20 protein-coding genes are annotated in these 24834 nt (G+C 60.7%); 9 read left to right on the plus strand and 11 right to left on the minus strand.

What is annotated here, in order from left to right:
* The first annotated feature begins 142 nt into the window (after positions 1-142).
* The 4 genes from P4U43_RS07890 to P4U43_RS07905 are packed head-to-tail and all read left to right on the plus strand — an operon-like array spanning position 143 to position 5458.
* On the plus strand, positions 143-1660 hold the full coding sequence (locus tag P4U43_RS07890) for an SCO6880 family protein (protein ID WP_404800714.1): 1518 nt from the start codon (positions 143-145) through the stop codon (positions 1658-1660).
* Positions 1661-3244, plus strand: a complete 1584-nt coding sequence (locus P4U43_RS07895; RefSeq protein ID WP_277358232.1) for a helicase HerA domain-containing protein — start codon at positions 1661-1663, stop codon at positions 3242-3244.
* Positions 3241-5028, plus strand: a complete 1788-nt coding sequence (locus P4U43_RS07900) for a type IV secretory system conjugative DNA transfer family protein (protein ID WP_277358233.1) — start codon at positions 3241-3243, stop codon at positions 5026-5028. The genes P4U43_RS07895 and P4U43_RS07900 overlap by 4 nt, the downstream gene beginning before the upstream one ends.
* On the plus strand, positions 5021-5458 hold the full coding sequence (locus P4U43_RS07905; RefSeq protein ID WP_277358234.1) for a DUF4913 domain-containing protein: 438 nt from the start codon (positions 5021-5023) through the stop codon (positions 5456-5458). The genes P4U43_RS07900 and P4U43_RS07905 overlap by 8 nt, the downstream gene beginning before the upstream one ends.
* 417 nt (positions 5459-5875) lie before the next feature.
* On the opposite strand, the gene P4U43_RS07910 is transcribed toward P4U43_RS07905, so the two are convergent.
* The 9 genes from P4U43_RS07910 to P4U43_RS07950 form a co-directional block, all read right to left on the minus strand.
* Positions 5876-7438: a glycoside hydrolase family 32 protein gene (locus tag P4U43_RS07910; RefSeq protein ID WP_277358235.1), complete on the minus strand. Its 1563-nt coding sequence runs from the start codon at positions 7436-7438 to the stop codon at positions 5876-5878.
* Positions 7439-7488: 50 nt separating this feature from the next.
* Positions 7489-8973 carry a glycoside hydrolase family 32 protein gene (locus P4U43_RS07915; RefSeq protein WP_277358236.1) on the minus strand — a complete coding sequence of 495 codons (1485 nt, stop codon included), beginning with the start codon at positions 8971-8973 and terminating at the stop codon, positions 7489-7491.
* An 11-nt stretch (positions 8974-8984) separates the two neighbouring features.
* On the minus strand, positions 8985-10004 hold the full coding sequence (locus P4U43_RS07920; RefSeq protein ID WP_277358237.1) for a LacI family DNA-binding transcriptional regulator: 1020 nt from the start codon (positions 10002-10004) through the stop codon (positions 8985-8987).
* On the minus strand, positions 10001-10912 hold the full coding sequence (locus P4U43_RS07925) for a carbohydrate ABC transporter permease (protein ID WP_277358238.1): 912 nt from the start codon (positions 10910-10912) through the stop codon (positions 10001-10003). Before P4U43_RS07925 ends, P4U43_RS07920 begins: the two co-directional genes overlap by 4 nt.
* Positions 10909-11790: a carbohydrate ABC transporter permease gene (locus P4U43_RS07930; protein WP_277358292.1), complete on the minus strand. Its 882-nt coding sequence runs from the start codon at positions 11788-11790 to the stop codon at positions 10909-10911. Before P4U43_RS07930 ends, P4U43_RS07925 begins: the two co-directional genes overlap by 4 nt.
* Positions 11791-11863: 73 nt before the next feature.
* Positions 11864-13198 carry an ABC transporter substrate-binding protein gene (locus P4U43_RS07935; RefSeq protein WP_277358239.1) on the minus strand — a complete coding sequence of 445 codons (1335 nt, stop codon included), beginning with the start codon at positions 13196-13198 and terminating at the stop codon, positions 11864-11866.
* 58 nt (positions 13199-13256) lie between these two features.
* A complete protein-coding gene (locus tag P4U43_RS07940; protein ID WP_277358240.1) occupies positions 13257-14732 on the minus strand; it encodes a glycoside hydrolase family 32 protein in 1476 nt (491 codons plus the stop codon).
* 395 nt (positions 14733-15127) lie between these two features.
* Positions 15128-18067, minus strand: coding sequence for a GH32 C-terminal domain-containing protein (locus tag P4U43_RS07945; RefSeq protein WP_277358241.1), 2940 nt, complete (start codon positions 18065-18067; stop codon positions 15128-15130).
* 295 nt (positions 18068-18362) lie between these two features.
* Positions 18363-19412, minus strand: a complete 1050-nt coding sequence (locus tag P4U43_RS07950) for a LacI family DNA-binding transcriptional regulator (protein ID WP_277358242.1) — start codon at positions 19410-19412, stop codon at positions 18363-18365.
* A gap of 122 nt (positions 19413-19534) precedes the next feature.
* Here P4U43_RS07950 and P4U43_RS07955 point away from each other — a divergent pair, with 122 nt between their 5' ends.
* The 5 genes from P4U43_RS07955 (at position 19535) to P4U43_RS07975 (ending at position 23998) form a co-directional block, all read left to right on the plus strand.
* Positions 19535-20644 (plus strand): substrate-binding domain-containing protein, encoded by a 1110-nt coding sequence (locus P4U43_RS07955; RefSeq protein ID WP_277358243.1) that lies wholly within the window; start codon positions 19535-19537, stop codon positions 20642-20644.
* A 34-nt stretch (positions 20645-20678) separates the two neighbouring features.
* On the plus strand, positions 20679-21776 hold the full coding sequence (locus P4U43_RS07960) for an ABC transporter permease (RefSeq protein ID WP_404800715.1): 1098 nt from the start codon (positions 20679-20681) through the stop codon (positions 21774-21776).
* A complete protein-coding gene (locus P4U43_RS07965; RefSeq protein WP_277358245.1) occupies positions 21773-22576 on the plus strand; it encodes an ATP-binding cassette domain-containing protein in 804 nt (267 codons plus the stop codon). The genes P4U43_RS07960 and P4U43_RS07965 overlap by 4 nt, the downstream gene beginning before the upstream one ends.
* Positions 22573-22899 carry a putative quinol monooxygenase gene (locus P4U43_RS07970; RefSeq protein WP_277358246.1) on the plus strand — a complete coding sequence of 109 codons (327 nt, stop codon included), beginning with the start codon at positions 22573-22575 and terminating at the stop codon, positions 22897-22899. Before P4U43_RS07965 ends, P4U43_RS07970 begins: the two co-directional genes overlap by 4 nt.
* A 136-nt stretch (positions 22900-23035) precedes the next feature.
* Complete coding sequence (locus P4U43_RS07975; RefSeq protein ID WP_277358247.1) at positions 23036-23998, plus strand: carbohydrate kinase family protein; 963 nt, start codon at positions 23036-23038, stop codon at positions 23996-23998.
* A gap of 202 nt (positions 23999-24200) precedes the next feature.
* Here the strand turns inward: P4U43_RS07975 and P4U43_RS07980 are convergent, their stop codons facing one another.
* Both P4U43_RS07980 and P4U43_RS18070 read right to left on the minus strand, forming a co-directional pair.
* The gene (locus P4U43_RS07980; RefSeq protein ID WP_277358248.1) at positions 24201-24401 is read right to left on the minus strand and encodes a hypothetical protein; all 201 of its coding nucleotides are present in this window, start codon (positions 24399-24401) and stop codon (positions 24201-24203) included.
* 163 nt (positions 24402-24564) lie between these two features.
* On the minus strand, positions 24565-24792 hold the full coding sequence (locus P4U43_RS18070) for a helix-turn-helix domain-containing protein (protein ID WP_404800716.1): 228 nt from the start codon (positions 24790-24792) through the stop codon (positions 24565-24567).
* Between the last annotated feature and the right edge of the window lie 42 nt (positions 24793-24834).

Raw genomic sequence — 24834 nt, forward strand, 5'->3', positions numbered from 1 at the left:
CCATCCCCTGCTGCTTCGTCTGAGACCTTTTTTTCTGCCTGTGCGGCCGCAGGCCCTGTGGGTGCAGCTGCGGGCGCAGCAGTCTCGACCGGGGCTCAGGCCGCACAGGCAGTAAAAAAGGTCTCAGACGAAGCAGCAGGGGATGGTCCAAGTGGCAGCAACAACCAGTGATTACAAGGAACCGACCTACGGTAACTGGCGGGTTCCCCGCGCAGCAGGTCTGGGGAACTTCGGTGCCATCGGCACCGGCATCATCCTCGTCGGTCTGGTCCTGGGTATTACCTCGTTCGCTATTTGGAACCTGTTCGTCGGTTTGGGTGTGATGGGCGTCTTCGTGATCGTCCTGCTGCTGCTGACGATCAAGGACAAGCACGGTCAGACCGTTGTGGACCGGGTAGGCACCCGCGCCGCGTTCGCGCGTTCGCGGCGTAAGGGAACGAACCTCTACCGTTCCGGGCCTCTCGGCGTGACGGACTGGGGTATGTTCCAACTGCCCGGTATTGCCGCTAAATCGCGGTTGTACGAGTTCAAAGACTCCTACAACCGGCTGTTCGCCATGCTGCACATGCCCACCACCAGCCACTTCACGGTGATCTTCTCCACCGAACCGGACGGCGCATCACTGGTCGATCCGGAACAGGTCGATGCCTGGGTATCGAACTGGGGCGGCTGGATCTCCGCGCTGGGGGACGAGGCAGGCATTGAAGCAGCGTCCGTGACCGTGGAGACGGCCCCGGATTCGGGGTACCGGCTGCGCAACGAAGTGACCATGAACATCGACGACAACGCGCCGGATATCGCCAAGAAGATGCTGCATGAAGTGATCAGGACGTACCCGGAAGGCTCCGCAACGGTCCGGGCGTGGATCACCCTCACGTTCAACGCCACGATGCGTTCAGGTTCCCGGAAACGCGAGCCCCAGGAGGTCGCCAAGGATCTCGCCTCCCGGCTTCCTGGCCTATCTCAGCGGTTGCAGGCCACCGGAGCGGGTATCGCCCGCCCCATGGCAGCACAGGAGCTGTGCGAGGTCGTCCGGGTCGCCTACGATCCACCAGCTGCACTGGTCATTGATGAGGCCCACGCCTCCGGCCACCCGGTAGAACTCACCTGGGGTGAGGTTGGCCCGTCCGGTGCTCAGACGAACTGGGAGAACTACCGCCACGAGGGCGCTTACTCGGCATCCTGGACCATGACCGGCGCTCCGCGTGGCTCGGTCCACGCCAACGTCCTTTCCAAGCTCCTGGCCCCGCACGGCGACGTGGACCGCAAGCGGGTCACACTCCTGTACCGGCCGATGAATTCCGCCCGGGCGGCTCAACTGGTCGAACGGGATCAGAACAATGCCAACGTGCGCATCACCTCCGGCACCCGGCCCTCAGCTCGTGCGCTGGTCGATGCCCGTTCAGCGGCTCAGACAGCATCAGAAGAAGCTCAGGGTGCCGGGTTGGTGAACTTCGGCCTGGTCGTCACGGCCACGGTCAACGGACTGGACCGGCTACCTGACGCGGTTGCTGCGATTGAGCAGACCTCCGGTGCTGCACGGTTGCTGCTGCGCCGCGCCTACGGGGCGCAGGACACCGCGTTCGCGGCGTCCCTGCCCATTGGTCTGGTGCTGCCGAAGCACGTCCTCTTGCCCTCCGAGATCCGGGAGGCACTCTAAATGGCGCGGATGAAGATCCAGCACCACGCAGAACCGGTGGAGCCGAAAAAGAAAAAGCAGAAGAAAACGGCGACGATCCGGGAGAAGATACCTGGTGCGCGTGGCTGGCGTGGCCGGGGTGGCGGCGCAGCTGCCTTGGTGCCCTCGGTGCGTGAGTACCGGGGAACGACGGTGCAGGTGTGTGGGCTGTGGCCTTTTTCCTCCGGTACGTCCTCTCCCATGATTGGTGTCCCGATTGGGCGGCATGAGGAAACCCAGGCCACGGTCTGCTGCGACCCGATCAGCTGGTTTCAGCGGGCGCAACTGATCTCTAATCCATCAGCGTTCGTGCTCGGCAAGCCGGGGCTGGGGAAGTCCACACTGGTGCGCCGGATGATGCTCGGCCTTGCCGGGCAGGGCACGAACCCTTTGGTGCTCGGGGATTTGAAGGGCGAACACGTTGACCTGGTCAGAGCTGCCAAGGGGCAGGTAATCCCTCTCGGCCGAGGCCGCGGATATTTGAACATTCTGGATCCTGGTCAGGCGATTGAAGTTGCGCAGCTCCTCGAGGACGCCGGCCAAAAGGATGCTGCTGTGCGGGTCCGTGCTGACGCGCACGGGCGGCGCCTGAATATGGTGGTCGCACTCATCACGATCAGCCGGAACACGCCTCCGACAGATCAGGAACAAACCATTCTCGACCGGGCGCTGCGGTGGCTCGATGAACACTTCGAAGGCGTTCCTGTGCTCGGGGACCTGCTCAAAGTGATCCAGGACGGTCCCGACGAGTTGCAGCAGGTCGCCCTCAACCGGGGAGACTGGGCGCTGTACCAGCAGGAAACCAAAGCCCTCGAAGCAACCCTGCTGGGCCTCACCGGTGGTGGAAAGCTGGGGGAGATCTTCTCCCGTCACACCACCGAGCCCATGCGGCGAGACCGCGCTGTGGTGTTCGACGTGTCCTCCATCGATGAGACCGAAACCGACCTGCAAGCCGCCGTGTTGCTGGCGTGCTGGTCCTACGGCTTCGGCACCGTCAACGTCGCCCATGCCCTTGCTGACGCAGGCCTGGAGCCGCGCCGTCACTATTTCGTGGTCCTCGATGAGCTGTGGCGGGCGCTGCGCGCCGGTAAAGGCATGGTGGACCGGGTAGACGCGCTCACCCGCCTGAACCGCTCCGTCGGTGTGGGACAGGTGATGATTTCCCACACCATGAGTGACCTGCTGGCCCTGCCGGCCGAGGAGGACCGGATGAAGGCGCAGGGCTTTGTCGAGCGCTCGGGCATGGTCATCTGTGGTGGCCTCCCAGCCTCCGAGATGGCGTTGCTGACCAAAGCTGTTCCACTTTCCCGGCATGAACAGCAGAAACTCGTGTCCTGGCAAGATCCGCCCGCGTGGGATTCACGCGGGGTGGACGTTGAACCGCCCGGACGGGGGAAGTTCCTCATCAAGGTAGGCGGACGTCCCGGCATCCCCGTCCACATTGGCCTGACCAGCGTTGAAGCCTCGCTCAACGATACGAATAAGCGCTGGCATGACGCCGCGCGTGATGCGCCACTACTTGCGGAGACGGCAGCGCTGGCCACGACGGCAGGAGAGCCGGTATGAGCGCACCAAACCGCAAGGGCGGCGCAGGAGATTTCACTGAGGGTATTCTGCTGTTCTCGATCCTCGGCCTTCTGGCCGCTGTTCTCGGTGGTGCATGGGTGGCCGCGCATTGGGGTTCTTCCCTGGCTGGGATAGCTGCTCCGCCGCTTCACCCGGTGGAACTGATCGCGGGCCTCTTCAAGCAGGAGATCCCGTGGCCTACTCAATCCACGTTCATTGCCGCTGGTATCGGTGCAGCGGTCCTTATCGTCGGAATCGGGATCGTCGTTCTCGCGGTGCGCTCCGGCAGCAAGAAGAAGCGGGTCGACCGGGCTGCAACCCATATGGCGAAGGGCAAGGCGCTGCTCCCGCTGACCCGCAAGGGTGCGCTGAAAACGGCGAAGCGTCTCGGTGTCGCTGACTCTCCCGGTGTGCCGATCGGTAAAGCAGTGATCTCCGGGCAGGATCTTTTCGGCGGTTGGGAGGATATGCACGTCGATATTTGGGGGCCCCGAACGGGTAAGACCACCTCGCGTGCTATTCCCGCGATTGTCTCCGCTCCCGGGGCCGTCGTGGTGACCTCCAACAAGCGTGACGTTGCCGACGCTACCCGCGAAGTACGGGCAGAACAGGGTGACGTGTGGGTATTTGATCCCCAGGGCGTGGCCGGGGAACAACCCACCTGGTGGTGGAACCCTCTCTCCTATGTCACCGACGAGAACAAAGCGGGGAATCTCGCTGAGCACTTCGCTACAGGGACCCGTGAACCAGGCAGCCGGATCGATCCGTTCTTTGACGGCTTCGGCCAGCAGCTGCTCACCTCGTTGCTGTTGGCGGCAGCGTGCGATGACCGGCCAATTACCCAGATCCATGCCTGGCTGACAGATCCCAACGAGGATGAGGCAGTGGATATCCTGCGTCGCCACGGTTACGCCATGAACGCTGATGCGCTATCGAGCATCATGAATTACGCCGACAAACAGCGCGACGGTATCTACGGCACCGCCCTGGGATACGTGAACTGCCTGACCAACCAAACCGTAGCGCCGTGGGTCAACCCGCAGGGCTCCTCATCCCGCCGCCGGGAGTTTAACCCGGAAGAGTTTGTGCGCGGCAAAAACACGCTCTACAGCCTCTCCAAGGAAGGAACCGGCACCGCCGGTCCGCTGGTCACAGCGCTGACCGTAGCAACCGTTGAAGCCGCTGAGGCCTACGCCGTGGTGTCCCCCGGCGGCAGGCTCCCTACTCCCATGGTCGGCGTCCTGGATGAGGCCGCGAACGTCTGCCGGTGGAAAGAGCTGCCGAACCAGTACAGCCACTACGGCTCCCGCGGAATCGTGCTCATGACGATTCTGCAGTCCTACGCTCAGGGCGCTTCCGTGTGGGGAAAGGACGGGATGCGCAAGCTCTGGTCAGCATCCAACATCAAGGTCTACGGCGGGGGAGTGGCCGAACCTGAGTTCATGACCGAGCTGTCCCAGTTCATCGGTGATTACCAGTACACCGGGCGCACCACGAGCCGGAGCAAGACCGGGCGCACCACCAGTGTTGACCCGAACAGGAAAGAACGAATCCTCGAACCAGACGATCTGGTATCACTGGAACGTGGCCGCGCGATCGTGTTCGCCTCCGGTAGCCGTCCGGTCCTCATTAAGACAATGCCCTGGATGTTTGGCGCGGACGCCGAAAAGATCAAAGCCTCGATCGCTGCACACGATCCAGAGGCAAGAACAACCCCGTTGGCCTCGGGCAATGGTGCGCCACCGAGAAACAAATGGATACAGGCGGCTGAGAACGATGGCTGAGGGTCTCGGGAACTGGGACGACACAGACCAGGACAACATCACACCGGGAACCGTCGATCCGCCCTCGACAACGGCCGAGGAAGCACCCTCGCTGGTGTTTGCGACAGTTGACCAGTTCGTGCAAGAGCACCTGGCACACAATTATCGGCGCACCCTGAACGTTCAGGGAGGCCACACCTGGTGTCCTGAGTGGTGGAGACACAGCGAAGCGATCAGCCGCTTGGAAGCACTCTGGAGGGCATGGGAGGACCTACGCCGCGACGGCAAAACGGGCATGAGCTCCTGGTGGCGTGACCACGCTGATCACCATATGCAGATCCTTCTCTCCACGGACGGACCATTTAGAGGCTGCACCCCGGAAAAAGGCCACAACCCCCGGCTGGAGCCGTTGCCCTGCGCACCTCCGCCAAAAGGCCTTTTCATCTCCTGACAATCCCAAAGACGCCCTCAGGTAGTCGCGTCGTTACGCCTCGAACAAGAGAACATTCAACGTCCGATGCCTTGGCTGCGGATGTACGTGACGACTCAAAGATCTGGTGGGGCGGGGAAGCAACGCCTGAGAAGCAACTGGCAAGGTACTAACTGATGCGTCGTTGTTATCGAGATCCAATGGACCTCGATAACAACGACGTATGGCTGGCTCTAGCGTCCATTCAGCACACACTCGGGCGTATTCACCCTCCGGTAATCAAAAGGAGCGGTCAGCCTTACCACTTCTGCCGAAGAGGTAGAGCGCTGGCAGATGAATGACCGACCCGCTCGCTCCCGAGCTTTAGGCCGGTTACGGGAGACACCGTCCTGCTTACCCACAATGCCTTTAGTTTCGTCGAGCGGGTCAGCAAAAGGCTTAGGCAACGCTGCCGAATTCGCGAATCGTCATTCCCGTGAAATTGGCGGGACCGCCGTCGCTGTACAACGAGATGCCGGTGTCGCCGTCTGCGAAGTGGACCTGTTGTGAGAGAACTGTGTGCCCGGCATTTATAAACACTTCGACGCTTTGGGTATCGACGAAGATGCGAAGGTGCACTGAGCGAGCGTTGGCGTCGATTGGTGCCGCCGCACGCGTGTACGGAGCAAGCGAGAACCCGGACTGATTCGAGGGGGCACGGTCTACATACAGGTCACCACCGAATTTGCCGATATTTGTGTGCCGGGCGCCGTCGGCGGAGCGCCCGACCGAAACTCCGACGTTGGTCGCCGCGTCCCAGGAGATGTCGAGCTCAAGCTCATACGCGCGGCCGTTCCACGGCAATACCACGCTGCCATTCACGGTGCGGTCGGGAAGCGTTGTTGTTGAGGTGGCGTGTTGCGCGAGGGCACCAACAGGGCTGCTGAGGATGGAATACCAGCCGCCTGACTGATGCTCGAGGCGCAGTTCCCGAACGATCGAGTTTTGACCGTTGTACCCGTCGGATGCATCGGTGGGTACATCCCGCGCTGCGTACTTCCAGTTGTTCATCCAGCCGATCGCATAACGCTTTTGCTCGGGTGCTTCCGCTGAGGGCCAAGTTACGGCGCCGTACCAGTCCCACCCCCAGTCGAGCCACTGCGGGTTGAGGTTGTCGGCGATGAATTGCTCACCATTCCAGGTGCCCATCCAGTATGCATAGGTCATGGGCAGTCCGATGCTATAGGCGTCCATGCTTGCGCCGAGCACCCAGTGTCGAGTGCCGTCATTGGCGATCATCTCAAACAAGTCGGGGCACTCAATCCCGCCGAGCGCGTGATTCGGGTAGTCGAAGTTGCTCTTCCATTGCCAGTCGCGGAGGTTCGAGGATGTGTAGAAGGCTGCGTACCGAAGACGACCAATCACGCACACCCACTCACCACGAGCTGCGTCCCAGTGAACCTTAGGGTCCCGGCACCATTCAGCGTTCTCGATTTCGGCTTGGGTGACCGCAGCCCGACCGTCGGTGTTGACGATCACCGGGTCAGGGAGGGCTGTGAAGGTGTACCCGCCGTCGGTTGACCAGTACAGGTACTGCTCCTGGTACTTTCGGATGCCGTCGGTGGGTTGCGTGGCGAGCGCGACGATCGCACCTGCGCCGAAGCCAGCCGTGTTTGCGGTGTCCACGACAGCGGATCCCGACCATACCGGAAAGTTTGGCTGCAGTGGCAGAGCATCCCCGTGGTGGGTGAAGGTCACGTTGTCGGTGGTGGTCGCGTGATCCCAACCGCCTGCTCCGTTGTTTTGCTCGGAGTGTAAGTAGTACAGGTGGTAGGCGCCGTTCTTATACACAGGGCGTTGCGGGTCGCACAGCCACCCGGATGGTGGGGTCATATGGTAGACCGCCCGCAACGAGCCTTGGGCGTGTGCGGCTGTGATAGGTATGGCGCTACTCATGACCAGGCCGAGTGCCCCTGCTCCTGCGCCTTGTAGGACATGGCGTCGCGAGAATTCATGTGTCATATGTTCGTTCCTTTCAGGGATGTGGCAGTTGCGTCGTCGCGGCTGCCACATCAATTGGCGGTGATCGAAAGAGTTTGTCGGTCGAGTTCGCCCTGCGGTTTCGAAGGGTTTATTGCTGTTTCTTGCAGATCGACGGCAGACAGGGTGACGGAGGAAGGCCGATCCGTGTCGAGCGTGGCGCCTACGGTGCGTGTGCCGAGGATGACCAGATTCGACGCGGTCGACTCTCCGTCATTGGCGAATATTTCCAGCAGGGGCCCGTCGATGCTCAATAGCAGACGCACCGATGGTGCGGCGCTAAGTGCCAGTGCGCTTGTCGATGGAAAATCGGGATGAATAGCCTCTGCTGCCGTCCCGCTGCGCGTGATGGTCAGAATGTTCGATTCGGGTGCATGCTTTATTTCGACCTGCGCATCGGCGTCGCCTTTCAACTGCAACCGAAGTGATCCGGTGTGCGAGGGGGTCCATGTGAGTTCCAGAAGCGCGTGGCTGCTTGAGTTGATCACACGCGGCTGTGCGCAGGTGGACAACGTGGCTGGAGTTGCTTTCGTGAGCTGTTCTCTGATGAACGCCTGCGGCTCCTGTATGAGGCGCGGTGCACCCTCGACGCTGCGCAGCGAGAGAACCCGGGGGAGCGACATCGCACCTCGCCACGGCGACGAGGGGATGGCGTGGGCGTACCGCCAGTTGCTCATCCAGCCGAGCATGATTGGGGAGCTGCCGGGTGCGTTGCTGAAGGTTACACCTGCATAGAAGTCGCGGCCGTGGTCCAAACGGGTCAGGCCCTGTGCCTCTGAGGTGAATGTGACTCCGTTGAAGGATCCAACGATGTAGGACATGGATGAGCCTTCGGGGTTCGCTTCATCACCGATGGGGTTGGTGCTCAGTGTCAGCACCCACCGCACGTCGTCCGGATTGTCGTCGAGGGCCAGAGGGAACAGGTCGGGACATTCCCAGACGACGTGCTCGTCGCCGAGGGGTCCGAACGTGCTTAGGTACTTCCACGATCGCAGGTCGTTCGAGGAGTAGAACAGAACCTGGCGGGGCTCTGCCTCGACGGCGAGAAGAATCCATTGCTCCCCGCCATGTTGGTCGACGAACCGGATGACCTTTGGATCGCGGAAGCAATCTGTGCCGCGATCGAGGATCGGGTTGTCGGCGTCTACTTCCCAGGAGAATCCGCCGTCGTTGCTGGTCGCAGCCGACTGTGCCTGGCGTCCGTTGTCGTAGGCGCTTGTATAGATTGCGGTGAGATGGTTTTCATCGTTGGTCCCCGAGTTGACCACAGATCCTGAGAAGATCTGCTCACCATCGCGGTAGGGCAGCGCTACGGGATGTTCTGTCCAATGCTGGAGATCCGTACTCGTGGCATGGCCCCAGCTCATGTTGCCCCAGTCTGCACCCTCAGGGTTGTACTGGAAGTACAGGTGCCAGAGACCGTGGTGGTACACGAGTCCGTTAGGGTCGTTCATCCAGTTACGTTGCGGGGTGAAGTGGAAGGCGGGTCGCAGTACCTGTCCGGTCGTGGCTTTCACAGGCGCTCCTTTCAGATCGAGTGCCGTTTGACCGGCGGGCAGATGATGCGGTTTGGATGGGTTCCGGATGTGTCATCGATGCCGAGGAGAAGACGCACCCCTGCAGCGCCGAGTTCGTAATGGGGGAGCGCGACGGTCGACAGCGGTGGCCGCAGATGGGCGGCAATAACGTCCTGGTTATCGAAACCCATGACGGCGATGTCGTCCGGGATCCGAAGCCCGTGCTCGCGGATCCCGTCATAGAGCCCCATTGCCACACGGTCGTTGTGGCAGAAGACAGCCGTCACCTTTGAGTCGATAATCTTCGGCGTTGTTGCGTACCCGCCCTCCTGCTCAGGTTCGGCAGGAAATACCAGCGTTTCGTCGAAGGCAATGCCCGCCACCTCGAGCGCGGAGCGGTACCCGGCTAACCGTCCCTTTTGAGCCGGTGACGGCGTGGTCGTGTTGATGAACGCGATCCGGCGGTGGCCGGCGGCCAGTAGCTCTTCGGTGGCGGTGCGGCCGCCCTGTTCCTCATCAGGGACGACGGCGGGAAGCCCACTTCCATCGGCGAAGCAGTTGACGAGCACGGTGTCGGTTTGATGGATTGCTTTCGGAACGGTGATTTCCCGGTGGTACCAACTGGAGTAGAGGATGCCGTGCACCTGATGTTCGAGCATCATGTTGATCGCTTCGTCCTCCGCTGCCCGATTGTCATCCGTGTTGGCAACAAGTAGGACGTATCCGTGCTTCCATGCCTCATCCTGCGCGCCATGGATGATCTGGCCTGCGAAGGGTGTCGTGGCGATCGCGTCGGCGACTAGCCCGATGAAGCGCGAAGTGCCTTGAGAGAGGGTCTTCGCGAGAGCGTTCGGTCGGTAGCCGAGCTGTATGGCTGCCTCCTTGACCCTGCGTCGAGCATCGTCGCCGATCCGCGCGCCGGGTTTGTCGTTCACAACGTGTGACACCGTTGCCACAGAGACACCTGCGGCCTTCGCGAGGTCACGCATCGTCACGGGTGAGTTGTTCTTGCCGTGTCCCAGAGTGGTCATCCCTTATTCGCTCCGCTTTCAAGCCCGTGAATCATTGCCTTGTTCAGGACGAGGAATACCAGGAGCAGCGGGGTGACTGTCACGCAGACGGCGGCGAAGGTAGCTGTCCAGTCGGTGTTGCCCATCGCGCCGATGTAGTTTTGTAGCCCGAGCGGAATCGTCTTCAAGCCGTCGGAGAGCACAAAGGTGTTTGCGAAGATGAAGTCGTTCCAGATGAAGATGCTGTTCACGAGTACGACCGTGATGATTGTGTTTACCGACAGCGGGAACGTGATCTGGGTGAAGATCCGGTAGGGGCCGGCCCCATCAATGGATGCAGCCTCATAAGTTTCCCGAGGGATGTACTCGTAGAAGGAAGAGAAAAGATAGATCCCCATTGGCAGTGAGAACGCTGCCAACGGGATGATCATCGACAGGTGGGTGTCCAACAGGCCGACCTTTGAGTAGTCGATAAACAGGGGCACCAGGGCGATCTGTACCGGCACGATGATGCCCAACAGGAATAGGGATCGCACGAGTCCGCTGAAGCGGAATCCGAGGACCTGCAGGGCGTAGGCGGCCATCATGCCAGCCACGACGATGAGCGCGCTCGCTCCGAGGGTAACAATGAGGCTGTTCAGGATGTTCTGCCACAGGTTGCCGGTTGCGAACGCTCGCGCGTAGTTTTCGAAGGTGAACTCGGAGGGCAACGCGAACGGGTTGCCGCCCGCAAAATCTGCCGCTGTGCGAAAGCTGGTCAGGAAGAGCCACGCAAGGGGATAGACCTGCACGATCACGATGAGCACGACGGTCACGGTCAGCAGTGTGCGGTGAAGCCGGAGCTTCGGGGAACGAGAGCGGACCTTACGCTGGTGGGTCGGCCTTGGCGGTGTGCGCTTGGCTGGCGGGGTGAGGACGGAGGCGTTCACGAGTCGTCCCTTCGACGAAGCAGTAGGAATATGATGCCTACGGCGATCAGGCATTCGACGACGATGAAGACCGAGATCGCACTGGCGTAGCCGTAGTCGGTGTGCACAAACGCGGTCTTATACATGTAGGTTGTCAGCAGCTCCGAGGACTGACCGGGCCCACCATTGGTGAGTAGGTAGGGGATGTCGAATCCGCGGAGGGCGAAGGTCGTCGCCATCACCGTGGTCGTGATCCAGACGGGGCGGATGTACGGGAATCGGATGCGCCAGAACACCTGCCACCACGAGGCGCCATCCAGTCGGGCGGCTTCCTCGAGCTCTTTCGGCACTGCGATGAGCGCTGCGTAGATGATGAGCATGTAGAGCCCGGTGAAGCGCCAGCCCTCCGGGATGGAGACAGCTGCCAGCACTGTCTGCACGTTCGACAGCCACGCGGTCTGCATCCCTTCCAAACCGATCCACGCGAGGACCTGGTTCAGCAGCCCGACGGGTTCGATTGAGTAGATACGCACGAACAGAAAAGCGATCGCGACGGTGGAGATGACGGCGGGCAGCAGGTAAAGCGTCTTCACAAGCTCGCGGGCTCGGGGGAGCGCCGTGAGCAGGCTCGCGACGACGAGCGCGCCGCCGAGTTGGAGCACGAGACAGATCGCCAGATAGACGAGCGCGTTCCCGAACGCCGTCCAGAAGACGTCGTCGCGGGTGAGCATCCTGACGTAATTGTCGAGTCCGACGAAGGCCATGTCCGTGATGCCGTCCCAGCTGAACAAGCTGAGCACCAGCGACTGCACGATGGGAAGCAGTACTGCCACCCCGTAAAGGAGGAGCGGCGGGACGAGGAACACTGCCACTGAGAGACCGGACCGGCGCGGAAGCATCGACGTCCTCATCGGCTGGTGACGACGCCGGGGCGGGCGCGAACGCGCCGCACCCACCCCGGCCTGGGCAATCTCAGTCATCGCTGTTCTCCGCGAGAGTTGCATCCATGGTCTCGATGAACTCATCGGGCGTGATCTCGCCCTGTACCAGGAGCGTCAACTCCTGCTGGAGCCGGGTATTCGTTGCGGGATCGAGTTGCGTGTCCCACGGCATCGCAATAGCCGGTCCTACTTCGTCTGCCTGCTCAACGGCACGCGGGTAGAGTTCAGTCGCGTCAGCGGGGATGGTGGTCTCCGCGGTCGTGGTTGGTGAGAGCGCCCCGGTGGCTGCATAAACTTCCGGGTACCGCTCCAGTGCGAAGGCGAGGAAGTCACGTACGAGTGGGTCGTAGGTTCGAGTGTTGACGGCCATGCCGATGCCCGATGGGGTGACGTATTCGTTGTCTTCTGTGACAGCACCGTCGATGGTGGGAAGGGTGAAGTAGTCGATCGAGTCTCGCACGGCTGGATCGAGAGCTTCCGTGGCGAGGTTGCTCAATTCCCAGGTGCCGATGTTGTAGACCGCGGCGCGACCCGAGGTGAACAGCGCCTGTGCATCCGCGTACCCGGTTGACGAGAAGCCGTCTTGGAAGCACCCGGCTTGGCCCAGCTCATACAGCCACTCCGCTGCGGCTCGCCCGGCGGGATCGGCGAAGGACGCTTCGCCGTTCTTGAGATCCTGGATGTACTCAGGTCCCGCCATCCGGAAGGGGTAGTAGGCCATGTATCGCTCCAGCGGCCACTGGTCTTGCCCGTCCAAAGCGATGGGCGTAATACCTTGGGCGCGGAGCGTTTCGCACATCTGCGGGAAGTCGTCGAGGGTAGCGGGGATCTCAGCGCCTGCCTCTTCGAATAGCGCCGAGTTGTACCAGAAAAACTCGAGCTGGAACTCGAACGGCACCATGTACAGCGAACCATCGTCAAAGCGCTGGTAATTCAGGGCCGCCTCGCGATAGTCGTCCGCCATGTCGAGGTCCTCCAGCAAGACATCGACGTCGACCATGCGACCCTGCCCGGCGAGCTTCTGCGCGAATGGTGTTGCATCGGTATCAAACAGCTCGGGCAGCTTGTTTGCTGCGGCGAGCGTCTCGTACTTCTGGATGTAGGAGGGACGGTCGGGCGTAGTAATGAGATTGAGTGCGAAGCCGGGGTGGTCCTCCGAATACTCTTCGGCAATCTGCTGCATCGCTGTTATCACGCCGCCATCTGCGGGGCGGGAGAGCAGCCAGGAAATTTCGCGGGGAGCGATTTCCCCTTCCGGGTTGACGTTAGCGGGGTCCGCGCTGGGCGCTGTTCCTCCACAGCTCGAGAGGGCGAGGGCGGCGGCGGCGGCAGCGGCGAGGAACGCCGCTTTGCGTGTGGTGGGCATTGTCGTAATCTTCCTTGATTGGTTGGCAGGTGTAATGGGTCGGTGGGGGAGATAGGGCCTACGTCGCCGCGGCGAGGAGATGGTTCTCCGAGGTTCGGGAAGCGGAGCGTTCGTTGGTCCGGGTGAAGACCGAGAACTCCTTGATGGTGACGGCCCCCTCGCCGACGAATGCGCCGACGAGGCCGGTTTGGCGGTCGTAGAGGCGCGTGCTCAGCACGGTGGCGTTGTCGACGGTGGCAACACAGATGTCGCCATCGACGATGACTTCGATTTCATGTTCACCGGGGTCAAGCGTGCAGGGCCGCTCCAATTCCACTGCGAACGGGACATCGCCCGAGATCTGCCACTGTTCCGTTCCGGTCCCACAACGGGGCCACCGGTCGAACACCAGGCGTCCGCGTTTCGGTTCTAGACGAAGAACATAGCCCTCATTACCGTCGGCGCTTGCACGTAGGAGGACTCCGCATTCGTTGGTGTGCTCAGCGATGTCGAAACGGGCGACGAGCCGGAACGCAGCAGGAGCCTCGGCCGGTGTCAGAGCATCCGCGTAGCCGTCGGGTGCGCACAGTGCCGTCCCTGCAGCGATTTCGTCGATTGGTTCCGAGAACGTCTGTCGTAAATCGGTTGTCGGGTGGAATGCGAGGGTTCCGTCCTCGCACTGCTCAGCTTCAAGCACCGATAGCGTGCCTGCCCATTGCCACGCGCCGTCATCGGTTGCGCCCTCACGCGATGCGATCCAGCCGAAGAAAAAGCGGTGCCCGTCGCGTTCTGCCGACTTGGCCGCGTAGTAAGCGCGCCCGTCGATCGTGTCGTGCTCGGGAACAATCCAAGGTCCGTGGAGGCTCCGAGCCATCCGGTACCGCGTTGTGAAAGCATCGCTGAACTCGGAGTAGACGAGGTACCACCAGTCGCCCCATTGGAAAACCTCGGGGCATTCGTGCGCGATGTATCGCCGCGGGTCCCAGAACGGCGGTGCCGGTTCCCAGCTTGTAAGGTCGTAGGATGTGCACTGCGCGATCACGCCTCGCCGCCGCGCGGGTCCCTGGGCGTGACGTGCAGTGATCAGCATCCGCCAGAGCTGTGCGTCCTCGTCCCAGAAGACGAAGGGGTCTCGCCAGTCGGCGGTTTCGTAACCGGCGGTAGCGCCGAAAGTGTCCGATGAATGGCGCTGCCAGGAGACCATTCCGTCGCGGCTCGTCGCATGCATTACTACCTGCAGTGGGATTCCATCCTCGCCGCACAGGGCGGGGTTTTGCCCGGTGTAGAACGCGTGATGAGTGCCATTTCCGTCTAGGACGATGCTCCCTGTGTAAATGTTGTGGTCTTCCGAAGAATGACCTCCGGATGCGATGGCTTCACCGGCTTCGGTGAAGTCGACGAGGTTCTCCGTGAGGACGCGATGCCACGGCATCCCCTCTTTCGGGGTACGGCGCGTCTCGTGTAGGTAGAAGAGGTGGAAGACTCCGCCCTCTTGCCAAGGGATAACATCTCCTACCCAAGCGCCTTCTGGCTGGTAAAACCCTCGTTGGTTCATCTGGCCTCATCATCGTGGTTAATCGGTTACGCACAACGATAAGCTGTTCCGAAATAGTTGGTCAAGCGGTTAATCAAGGTTTTTTTACTGTGGTCAACTTGCCTGCCCCTGTGATCGCACTGAGTTCCTGCGACAGCGGCGGTTCGCAGAAGGGAAGCAACTAGCGCTTCCGACGCGGCCGCAGCATGAGGGGGGACGGCCCGTATTACAGCCGCCACCGGCTTCCGGACGGGCACGAAGTAAGTGATTCGCCAGGGTGCCGTGCGGAGACGAAGAGAGTGAACAATGGTGCCCGAATCGTCCGGGTGCTACTGAAATTGCGGACGTCGCTCAAAGAAGTGGGGTGGGAAGATCTGATCTTCCCACCCCACTTCTTGGCTGGTTGGCCTGGTTGGCTACTTGGCTCCTACTACGACAGTTCGTTGAGTTGTTTTAGTTGCGCCCTTGGAGTTGATGAGTTCTCCGGTGTAGACGTACTTACCGTTGGGGCGGTCGTTGATGTTGGTCTCGAACGTCTGTGCACCTGAAGTCGCGGTTGAAAGGGCTTCGTACCGGATGAGTTTGCCATTTTCATAGAGTTTGAAGAGGGATCCCTTTTCGCCTTCCAGGAGTTGCATGTTCACGGCGAAGTTACCGTCGTGCGGTCCGTTCTTTTGCTGGTGGTCAATGGAGAGTTGTGCTTTACCGGGTGCCTTTGTTGCGCCGTCGCTACTTCCGGTGTCCCACATCGTGCCCGAGAGGGGCGTGATCGTGAGCTTTTCCAGCTGTGCGGTGCCGCCTTCGGAGAACAGCCCGATCTTGTCTGCTCCCGCATTCGGGAATACCTGGTCGGTGATTGTTGTGAGGCCGTTGTTTGCGAACACTTCCACGGAGGCTCGGTCTACGTACATCCGCAGTGATACTCGCCCGTCAACCATCGGGACGGGTGCATCATCGATGGACGAGAACGCCGGGTGAAAATCTTCGTTGCCCGAGTTGGTTCGGTCGACGAACAGCCGTTCCGTGGATGCGTCGTAGCCCACCTTCGTGGCTTCGGTTCCGTCTCCGAGGACGGTCAGCCCGAAGCGTTCCGCGTCGCCGGGGGCGAACTCGGCATCGATCTGCACGAGATCGCCAGCGATGGGCAGCGTTTCGTGCCCCTCACGGATTTCCCTCGGGCCGTCGGTGTAGGCAGCGTAGTCCTTTCGAACCGAATCGATCTGGTCGACGACCTTCTGGACGAGGCGGGGCCCGTCAGGGGTCTGGGTAAGACTGACTTCGCGTGGGAGGGTCATGGAGCTTCGCCAGGTGCTTGTGGGGATGTTGTTGGCGTAGTCCCAGTTGTTCATCCAGCCAAGCATGATCCGCTTGTCGTCGGGAACGTTGCTGAAGGAGACGGTGGCGTAGTAGTCCTTGCCCCAGTCGAGCCAGTCGTATCCTTCAAGTCGGCTGTGTGCCGGGGTGTCGGAGAACATGAATTCATCGGCGAGGATGTGACCCCAACCGCCACGGTTATTGTCGATGATCTTGATTGATGCCTCTTGCCCGGCGAGGTCGCTGACGTCCCAGTTGGTCCAGTCAAGGGATTCACTATTGTTGCCGGTGCTGGATCGAACGACTTCATCGTCAACAACGAGATTCACTGTCGTCTCGCTGCTGCGGGGAAGAGCGGGTTCAGAACCCATGACGACATGGTCGAACGTAAGGTGTCCCCATCCTCCGCTGGCATTGTCTACGAGGCGAAGGGCGGCCTGCTGCCCGGTGTAGGCGCTTACGTCCCAGTTGCGCCATTCGAGGGCTCCGGAGTTCTTTCCGGTTGCTGTTTCGACCACCGTTCCGTCCACGACCAGTTCGGCCTGGAGGGTTCCGTCGTCGCGTTGTCCACCTCCGATGAGAAAGCTGATGTTGCTGTCATCGATGGTGAATTCCGGTGAGGTGAGTGTCCCCGTGTTGTTATCGCCTTCAGGGCCACCTTCGAAGGTGTTGATCCGCTTAGCACCGATAAAGTATTCACCGCCTGCCGTTGACGGATTCCGTGCCGGCTCGAAGTCTCCTGCCAGCTGCCAACCAGCATCGGAAAGATTTGTTCCGTCCGGAAATTCAAAACCTTCGAAGAGAAGGTCTCCGGCGGGCGGTTCGTTGGCTAGCTGACCACCAGGAACGTGAGGATGATTGCCGCCGCCGACCAGGAAGTTGATGTAGTCCTGCTCGATCGTGAAAGCGGGGGATTCGATGGTACCTAAAGGCCAATCGCCGTCGTTGAAGCCATTGATCAGCCCCGTGCCGCCGAATCCTGTGACCGGTGTCTGTCCCGGGAGGGAACCAGTTGCCGGGGCATCGCCCCACGGCCCGTTCTTCCAGTTGCCGGGTTCATTATTGACCGTCCAGCCGTTGTAGGTGCCGTCATTGAAGCCGGCGAAGACGGTTCCTTCGGGCATGGTGTCGAGGGGGTCAGTGGTGTCGGAGGTGAAGGTGGTGCCATCGAAGTCGCCGACGAAATACTGGCCACCGCTTCCTCCGGCAACGGCTCCTGGGTTGAGGTTGACGACCATCACCCATTTGACGTTGTTGGGGTCACCGTCGACAGCGATGGGGAACAGGTCGGGGCATTCCCAGATGCCTGCAACCGAATTTGCGGGACCGAAGTCGCTGAGGTGTGTCCAGTCTTTGAGGTTGTCGCTCTTGTAGAGGACTACTTTGTGGTCGGTTGCCTCGACCGCGGTCATCACCCAGTAGGAGCCGGCTGGTCCGTCGTAACGGAAGACCTTGGGGTCGCGGAAGTTCGCCGAGTCCCGGTCCAGTACGGGATTGCCCTCGTACTTCGTCCAGGTCTGGCCATCATCAGTGCTGTAGGCGAGTGACTGTGCCTGCTTGCCCGCATGCGTTGGGTGCGCACCCGTATACGCGCTTGTGTAAATGGCCACGAGCGGCGGGTTCTCGGCTGTGCCGAAGCCCGAGGAGTTGTCCTGGTCCACGACCACCGATCCGGAGAAGATGTCCTCAATCGCCACTCCATCGGCGTTGAAAGTCTGAGGGATCGCAAGCGGCTGCTCTTCCCAGGTGAGCAAGTCTTTGGACGTGGCATGGCCCCAACTCATGTTGCCCCACGTCGTCCCAACAGGATTGTGTTGATAGAAGAGGTGGTAGACGCCCTTGTGGTAAACCATCCCATTTGGATCGTTCATCCAATTCTTCTCCGGCGTGTAATGCAGATACGGCCGGTACTGCTGAGTGGCCGGATCGACGGCAGTCTCCTCAGCAGACGCCGGGATGGAACCAACGGCTGCCATCGAGGCGACAAGCGCCCCAGCAAGCCCTAGAGCCAGAACTCTCGGTTTCGGTGTGTATGTTCCCATGAGCAGGTACGCCCTTCATTGCGCGTGTCGGCCGGTGCGGCCTGACAACGTTGTCATGATAGCGAATGTGATGCTACTCACTGTCCAGTGGACAATTCAAGAAGAATTTTGGCCAGTTGCCGGGACCCCTCGATTACATTGGGCCACGAAGCGAACCCCTTCGATTCGGCAGGTGTCAAAGTGACACGCTGGGGTAGCGTGGTTTCGCTCTGTAGCGAATGTGGGTGACGACCACCCGACTGTGGGTTACGACCACCCGACGTTAGGGGTGGGTTTCACGTGTGCTGTCAATTTATCAATTTATGAGGGGGAGTATCTCGCCGGTGCCGCGGGCGATGAGGGTTGTCGGCACGATGCAGCGTCTGGCGGGGCAGTTATCTCCATCGAGGCGGTCAATGATCCGTTCGGCTGCTGCTCGGCCTATTTCCTGCGGGTCCTGGGCGACAACAGTGACGCCGGGCTCCAGCAAGTCCGATAGTTGGAAGTCGTCAAAGCCAACCAGGGCAGTGGTGTGGTGGGCGCCTCGTGATCGTAGGGCGCGGATCGCTCCAATGGTGACGAGGTTCTGGCTGGTGAAAACCGCGGTTGGCGGCGTGGCAGAGTCCAGCAACGCGAGCATTGCCTTCGTTGCGGATTCCTCATTGTGCAGGTCTTCAATGACGGGTATCCCGCCTGTGGGAATGCCGGCCCTGCCTAGGGCATCAAAGAATCCACCTCTCCGCTCCCTGGCGGTGTAAATCTCCCTCCGGTCGCCCAAGTAGGCGATGCGGTGGTGACCATGGTTTAGGAGATGTTCGGTTGCGGTCATTGCGCCGCCTCGGTTGTCGCTGATGACAGTATCGCCTGAAATGCCGACGGGCTCTCGGTCAACAAACACCATGGGTGTTCCATGGCGCATCTCCGGGGCGAGGTAGGACTGGTCTTCGGAGATCGTGGTCAGGATGAGTCCGTCCACCCTGCGGCGAAGGAACGCGTTGACTGCGACCTTTTCCCGTTGGGAGTCGTCGTCGAGGCTGGAGGCGAAGACGGCTATGCCTCTCGCCTGTGCTGCGTCTTCCACGGCTCGGTGCAAGGTGCCGGAGAAGGGATTGTCGACACTGCTGACCAGAAGTCCCAGTGTGCGAGTTCGCCCATCGGCGCGCCGGAGGTTCCCAGCTCGCTCATCCAACTGGTAGTCCAGGGACTGAGCGGCTTCCATAACTCTCGCGATCGTCGCGGAGGACACGTTCGGTTCACCGTTCATCACTCGTGAGACCGTCTTTATACCGACGCCTGCCAGTGTGGCGACATGCCTCATGGTCGGCCGCGACCGTCCCGCACGGGCTGGTTTAGACGACTGTGACATCGATGTCACGATGCAACCTCCAATATCAAAACAGTTGTTGACTGTGAGCTAGACAATAGTCTATACATGCTTATGACATCGTTGTCAGAAGGTATGTCCCTCCAGTTATAGGAGATTCACTGATGAATCGCACTACCACCGCTACTCGCTTCAAGCACCTCCTCGCAGCAGGCTCGTTCGTTACCATCGCCGCCCTTGGGATGACGGCTTGCGGCGGAGGTTCCTCCGAGCCGTCCACCGCAGGTACTGGAGCCGGAACAGAGGGGGGCCCGGTAGGGGTCTCGCTTATCGTCAAGACCACCACCAACCCGTTCTTCGTTGCCATGCAGGAAGGAGCCGAGGCTGCGGCACAGGAACACGGCGTCGAGTTGACCATGGCTGCTGGCAAGGAAGACGGCGACGAAGACAGCCAAATCCAGGCAATTGAAAACGCCATCTCCCGCGGAGACGCCGGAATCCTGATCACACCCAATGGACCGGCAGTTGAAGACGCACTCGTTCGAGCACGCGAAGCGGGCCTATACGTTATCGCGCTCGACACACCACCGGGCAACCCAGAGTCGGTGGACATCACCTTCGCCACCGACAACTTCTCCGCTGGCCAGAAAATCGGTGAATGGACCGCAGCGAAGCTCGACGGGGACAAGGCAACCATCGCCCTGATTGACCTCTTCGACGACAAGATCGTCTCCGTTGACTACAACCGCGACCAGGGTTTCCTCGACGGAATGGGCATCGACACGGCCGATCCCGAGCAGAACGGGGACGAGGCTAAGACCGGATCCTACAGCGGCGGCGACTACGAGATCGTCGGCAATGAAGCCTCCCAGGGCGCGGAAGACGGTGGCCGTACTGCTGCTGAAAATCTTCTGAGTGCCAACCCTGACATCAACGTCGTGTACACGATCAACGAGCCCGCAGCAGCCGGCGCATATGAAGCCTTCAAGGCGGCTGGCAAGGAAGACGTCATCATTGTCTCGGTCGATGGTGGATGCGCCGGAGTCGGTCAGATTGATGAGGGCATCATCGACGCCACAAGCCAGCAGTACCCGGTGAAGATGGCTGAACTGGGTGTCGAGGCCATCGCCGGCCTGGTCGAGACCGGAGAAGCACCGGAAGTCACTGAAGGGCTCGACTTCTACGACACCGGAGTGGCACTGGTTACCAACGAGCCCCAGGACGGCGTCGAGTCAATCGATGCCGCCGAAGCCAGCGAAATCTGCTGGGGCTAAAACCTGCTCTTCCTGAACTGCGGTAGTCCGCGGGATGTGTACAGCTCTCCCGCGGACTACCGTCAAAGATGACCAATGGAGTTCTGACGTGAATCAACCAACGAGCACGGCCCCCGCCGACAGCTCCCATGACCTGGCCGGTGCATTCCTTGACCGGACAACACCTCTCTCGAAGATCCGCAACGCCCTTCACCGGTACCCTGCGCTTAGCCCTGCCATTGTCCTGGTCATAGCTGTCGTGGTATTCGGAATGCTCAATGAGCGATTCCTACTCCCCGCCAACCTGTCCTTAATTACCCAACAAGTGGCCGTGGTAGGCACGCTCGCCATCGCACAGACGCTCATCATCCTGACGGCAGGAATCGACCTCTCCGTAGGAGCCGTCATGGTGCTCGCCTCCATAGTGGTGGCGCAAACCAGTACACAGATGGGCTTGCCGGGGTTTCTCGGGCTTCTGCTGGGTCTCGTCGTTGGACTAGCAGCAGGAGCGTTCAACGGATTCCTCGTCACCCGGCTGAAACTCCCCCCCTTCATCGTCACCCTCGGAACCCTGAATATCTTCCTCGCACTCATGCTCCTCTACTCGGGCGGCGCCACCGTCCGTGGGACGGACATGCCCGGCGTACTCACCGCAACCGGTAACACCTTCAACGTCGCCGGTGTGAACATCACGCACGGCGTGATCCTCATGCTGATGCTCTACATAGCGATCGCCCTGATTCTCGGGAAAACGGCATGGGGCCGCCATGTATACGCCGTAGGCGACGACAAGGAAGCGGCGCGGCTGGCTGGCATCAGCGTCAACCGGGTTCTCATGAGCGTCTACCTCGCAGCTGGAGCCATTCTGGCAGTGGGAGCCTGGATCCAGATCGGCCGCAGCAACGCCGCCTCGCCTAACGCTGGAGCGGACCTCAACCTCGACTCGATCACCGCAGTCGTCATCGGCGGAACAAGCCTCTTCGGAGGCCGCGGCACCGTCTGGGGCACGCTACTCGGTGCGCTCATTGTTGGTGTTTTCCGCAATGGGCTCTCGTTGGCGGGGCTCGATGTTCTGTGGCAGACCTTCGCCGTAGGCGTTCTCATCATTATCGCTGTCTCAGTCGATCAGTGGATCCGAAAGGTACGCAAGTGACCAACACAACCAACCTGAACTCGACACCGACCACGACACACACCCGGGAACCCATACTCAAGGCAACGAACCTCGTCAAGACCTTCGGCAAAGTCGTCGGTCTGGACGGTGTCAGCCTCGAGCTTTTCCCGGGGGAGGTCCTGGCCATAATCGGCGACAATGGCGCAGGCAAATCGACCCTCATCAAATGCCTCACCGGCGCCGAGATCCCAGACGAAGGCCGGATCGAACTAGACGGCAAGCCGGTCCACTTCAAACGCCCACAAGACGCCAGATCGGCTGGTATAGAGACCGTCTACCAGAACCTAGCCGTATCACCCGCTCTCGACGTGGCCGCAAACCTCTTCCTCGGGCGAGAAGAACGACGAAAGGGGATCCTCGGATCAGTGTTCCGCGTCGTGGACACGAAGGGGATGCGGAAGAAAGCGAAAGCCGAGCTCCTGGAACTCGGGATCAGCACCCTGCAAGACGTCACCGTGCCCGTCGAAAACCTCTCCGGCGGCCAGCGGCAAGCAGTAGCCGTTGCCCGGGCGGCGGCATTCGGGTCGAAGGTTGTGGTTCTCGACGAACCCACCGCAGCACTCGGCGTCCGAGAGTCGAAGCAGGTACTTGAGCTCGTCAAGAACTTGCGGGATAAGGGCATCCCCGTGATCCTCATCAGCCACAACATGCCGCACGTCTTCGAGGTCGCCGACAGAATTCACATCCAGCGCCTCGGAAAATGCGCGGCGACAATCACACCGCAAAGCCACTCAATGACCGACGCGGTAGCAATCATGACCGGAGCGCAGACCGCATGACCGCAGGCGATGACTTCGCGGCCCCCGTGGCCCTGTACGCCGAATTCACCGCGAAGCCGGGATGTTCCGAAGCCGTGAAGGCGCTGCTGGCCGAATTGGCAAGAAAAGTACAACGGGAACCGGGAAATCTCGTCTTCGACCCACACCAGGAGGAAGCAAATACGGACAAGTTCTTCGTCTACGAGGTATATCGGGACGCTTCAGCGTTCCAAACCCACCTCAGCGCAGACTACGGATCCGTATTCAACGCAAAACTGACGGAACTGATCATCGAAGACGGCTCAGTACTCACATACCTGCTCCCCCTCGACCTGCACTCCTAACGACCGCTCCACACCGGTCACTTGCCACAACCTGCCTAAAACGACGCGTGAAAAGCACCTTGCAATGGATAGTGACCGATGCAGGACCACGCTTTCGCGCTGAATCCCACTTGCGTCACTCTATGAAAGGTCGCCAATGCGAACAGTTCAATACACCGGCGACGACCCCAAACCGAACGTTGACGTCGTTGTTGTCGGCGAAGCCCTCGTGGACATTGTTGTCTCTCCTCGAGGCACTGCGGAGCACCCTGGTGGCTCACCCGCGAACGTTGCCTATGGACTCGGGCGGCTGGGTGTGGACACCGCGTTGTTCACCTCGATCGGCGAGGACCACCATGCCGCCGCCATCGAGAAGCACCTTCGAAGCGCCGGTGTTGATCTATTGCCCGGTTCCAAGGGCAGTGGCGGAACCGCTACGGCGACTGCGATGCTGGCATCCGATGGTTCAGCACAATATGACTTCGACATCCGATGGGACCTGCCACGGATCGCTCCGGCGGCCCTTCCCAAAATCCTGCACACCGGCTCAATAGCTACCTTCCTGGCTCCAGGAGCGACAGTAGTAAGAGAGCTTCTCGCGCAAGCACATGAGCGTTGTGTCGTCACCTACGATCCCAACATCCGCCCTGCACTGCTTGGCAGCCAATTTGAGGCAAAGACCATCTTCGAGGAACTGGTCCCGCTCACAGAAGTGGTTAAACTCAGCGACGAGGACGCGCTGTGGCTCTACCCACATCTATCCATGGAAGACATCTCAAATCGCATTCTTGACCTTGGGGCCGGACTCGTCGCTGTCACCATGGGAGCGGACGGTTCCCTGCTCACAACCAGAGGTACGCAGGTGTTCGTTCCCTCGGTCAAGTCTGCCGTGGTCGACACCATCGGGGCCGGCGACTCGTATATGTCTGCCCTGATCTACGGACTCCTCCTGCGCGGAGCAGATGGGCTAGCACCGTCGGTACTTGAGTCGCTAGGCCGCATGGCGTCCAAAGCAGCGGCCATCACAGTACGCCGACCAGGTGCTCACCCTCCAACATCAGAGGAACTACACGAAGAACTCCCGGAGCATCAACCGGTGGCCCCACGAAGCCCGGTGTAGCTCCCTCGTATGTGCTCCAGGGTTTGGTCATCACCGCGATCTTTGCATTCCTCACCTCCATGCTCAGATCCACTCGATTCCGATCACCTCACTGGAATCCACCTAGGTCTTACCCTTTGCGCCGTGGTTCTTCAGCTCTTGACGGGATCGAATGTGGCTGCAAAATGATTGCGGGGATCAGGTAGGTCAGGATCGAACACAGTCATCCTGCAGGTTGGACCGCGATCATCCACCCGTGTTGGATGAGCTCGGTATGGATCCGGCGGTGCCCGTACCGGCCGTGGTTCTCCCCGAAGAACTCCATGACGGGCGGGCCTTGAGCGCAGCCCTGCGGATCGGGGGCCAGAAGGAGGGCCTGCTGGTAGAAGGAGGGAGACCGGGCAAGACCGGTCACCTCCAGCAAACCGGAAGGGGAAAGGCGGCCTTGAGGGCGATGATGGTTTGCGCCTTTACCGTCGTTCCTGTGCTCTCGAGGCCCACAATTTTCCCAGATATTCCACTTCCGCCTGCAACCGTTCGTTCTCCCGCCGCAACCGCTCCAACTCGGGTACCTCCGCAGGTGGCGGTCACCAGGTTCTCTGGGTTGCCCTTTTAGGTTTTGCCCGCAACGCGTCCACGCCCTCGCGGCGATACTTGCGTGCCCATGCCTTTACCCATTGGGGCGAGGAAAGGCCAGCCTCGGCGGCAAGGTCCTGAGCGGCTTCGCCATCGAGGAACCGTTGGACCAACGTGACGAGGAGTAATTCAGTCCTACGGGAGATACGATTATTCGCATCCTCGTCACTAAGCTTCACTGCATTGACAATCTCGGACCGGGCAGGAATGCTGCCGATACG

Source organism: Arthrobacter vasquezii (assembly GCF_029455255.1).
GTDB classification, from domain to species: domain Bacteria; phylum Actinomycetota; class Actinomycetes; order Actinomycetales; family Micrococcaceae; genus Arthrobacter_D; species Arthrobacter_D parietis.

What these genes read in the sequence shown, in the direction of transcription:
- P4U43_RS07890 (WP_404800714.1), top strand. Translation starts at nt 143, where the DNA reads ATGGTCCAAGTGGCAGCAACAACCAGTGATTACAAGGAACCGACCTAC.
- P4U43_RS07895 (WP_277358232.1), top strand. Translation starts at nt 1,661, where the DNA reads ATGGCGCGGATGAAGATCCAGCACCACGCAGAACCGGTGGAGCCGAAA.
- P4U43_RS07900 (WP_277358233.1), top strand. Translation starts at nt 3,241, where the DNA reads ATGAGCGCACCAAACCGCAAGGGCGGCGCAGGAGATTTCACTGAGGGT.
- P4U43_RS07905 (WP_277358234.1), top strand. Translation starts at nt 5,021, where the DNA reads ATGGCTGAGGGTCTCGGGAACTGGGACGACACAGACCAGGACAACATC.
- P4U43_RS07910 (WP_277358235.1), bottom strand. Translation starts at nt 7,438, where the DNA reads ATGACACATGAATTCTCGCGACGCCATGTCCTACAAGGCGCAGGAGCA.
- P4U43_RS07920 (WP_277358237.1), bottom strand. Translation starts at nt 10,004, where the DNA reads ATGACCACTCTGGGACACGGCAAGAACAACTCACCCGTGACGATGCGT.
- P4U43_RS07930 (WP_277358292.1), bottom strand. Translation starts at nt 11,790, where the DNA reads ATGCTTCCGCGCCGGTCCGGTCTCTCAGTGGCAGTGTTCCTCGTCCCG.
- P4U43_RS07935 (WP_277358239.1), bottom strand. Translation starts at nt 13,198, where the DNA reads ATGCCCACCACACGCAAAGCGGCGTTCCTCGCCGCTGCCGCCGCCGCC.
- P4U43_RS07940 (WP_277358240.1), bottom strand. Translation starts at nt 14,732, where the DNA reads ATGAACCAACGAGGGTTTTACCAGCCAGAAGGCGCTTGGGTAGGAGAT.
- P4U43_RS07945 (WP_277358241.1), bottom strand. Translation starts at nt 18,067, where the DNA reads ATGGGAACATACACACCGAAACCGAGAGTTCTGGCTCTAGGGCTTGCT.
- P4U43_RS07950 (WP_277358242.1), bottom strand. Translation starts at nt 19,412, where the DNA reads ATGTCACAGTCGTCTAAACCAGCCCGTGCGGGACGGTCGCGGCCGACC.
- P4U43_RS07955 (WP_277358243.1), top strand. Translation starts at nt 19,535, where the DNA reads ATGAATCGCACTACCACCGCTACTCGCTTCAAGCACCTCCTCGCAGCA.
- P4U43_RS07960 (WP_404800715.1), top strand. Translation starts at nt 20,679, where the DNA reads ATGTGTACAGCTCTCCCGCGGACTACCGTCAAAGATGACCAATGGAGT.
- P4U43_RS07970 (WP_277358246.1), top strand. Translation starts at nt 22,573, where the DNA reads ATGACCGCAGGCGATGACTTCGCGGCCCCCGTGGCCCTGTACGCCGAA.
- P4U43_RS07975 (WP_277358247.1), top strand. Translation starts at nt 23,036, where the DNA reads ATGCGAACAGTTCAATACACCGGCGACGACCCCAAACCGAACGTTGAC.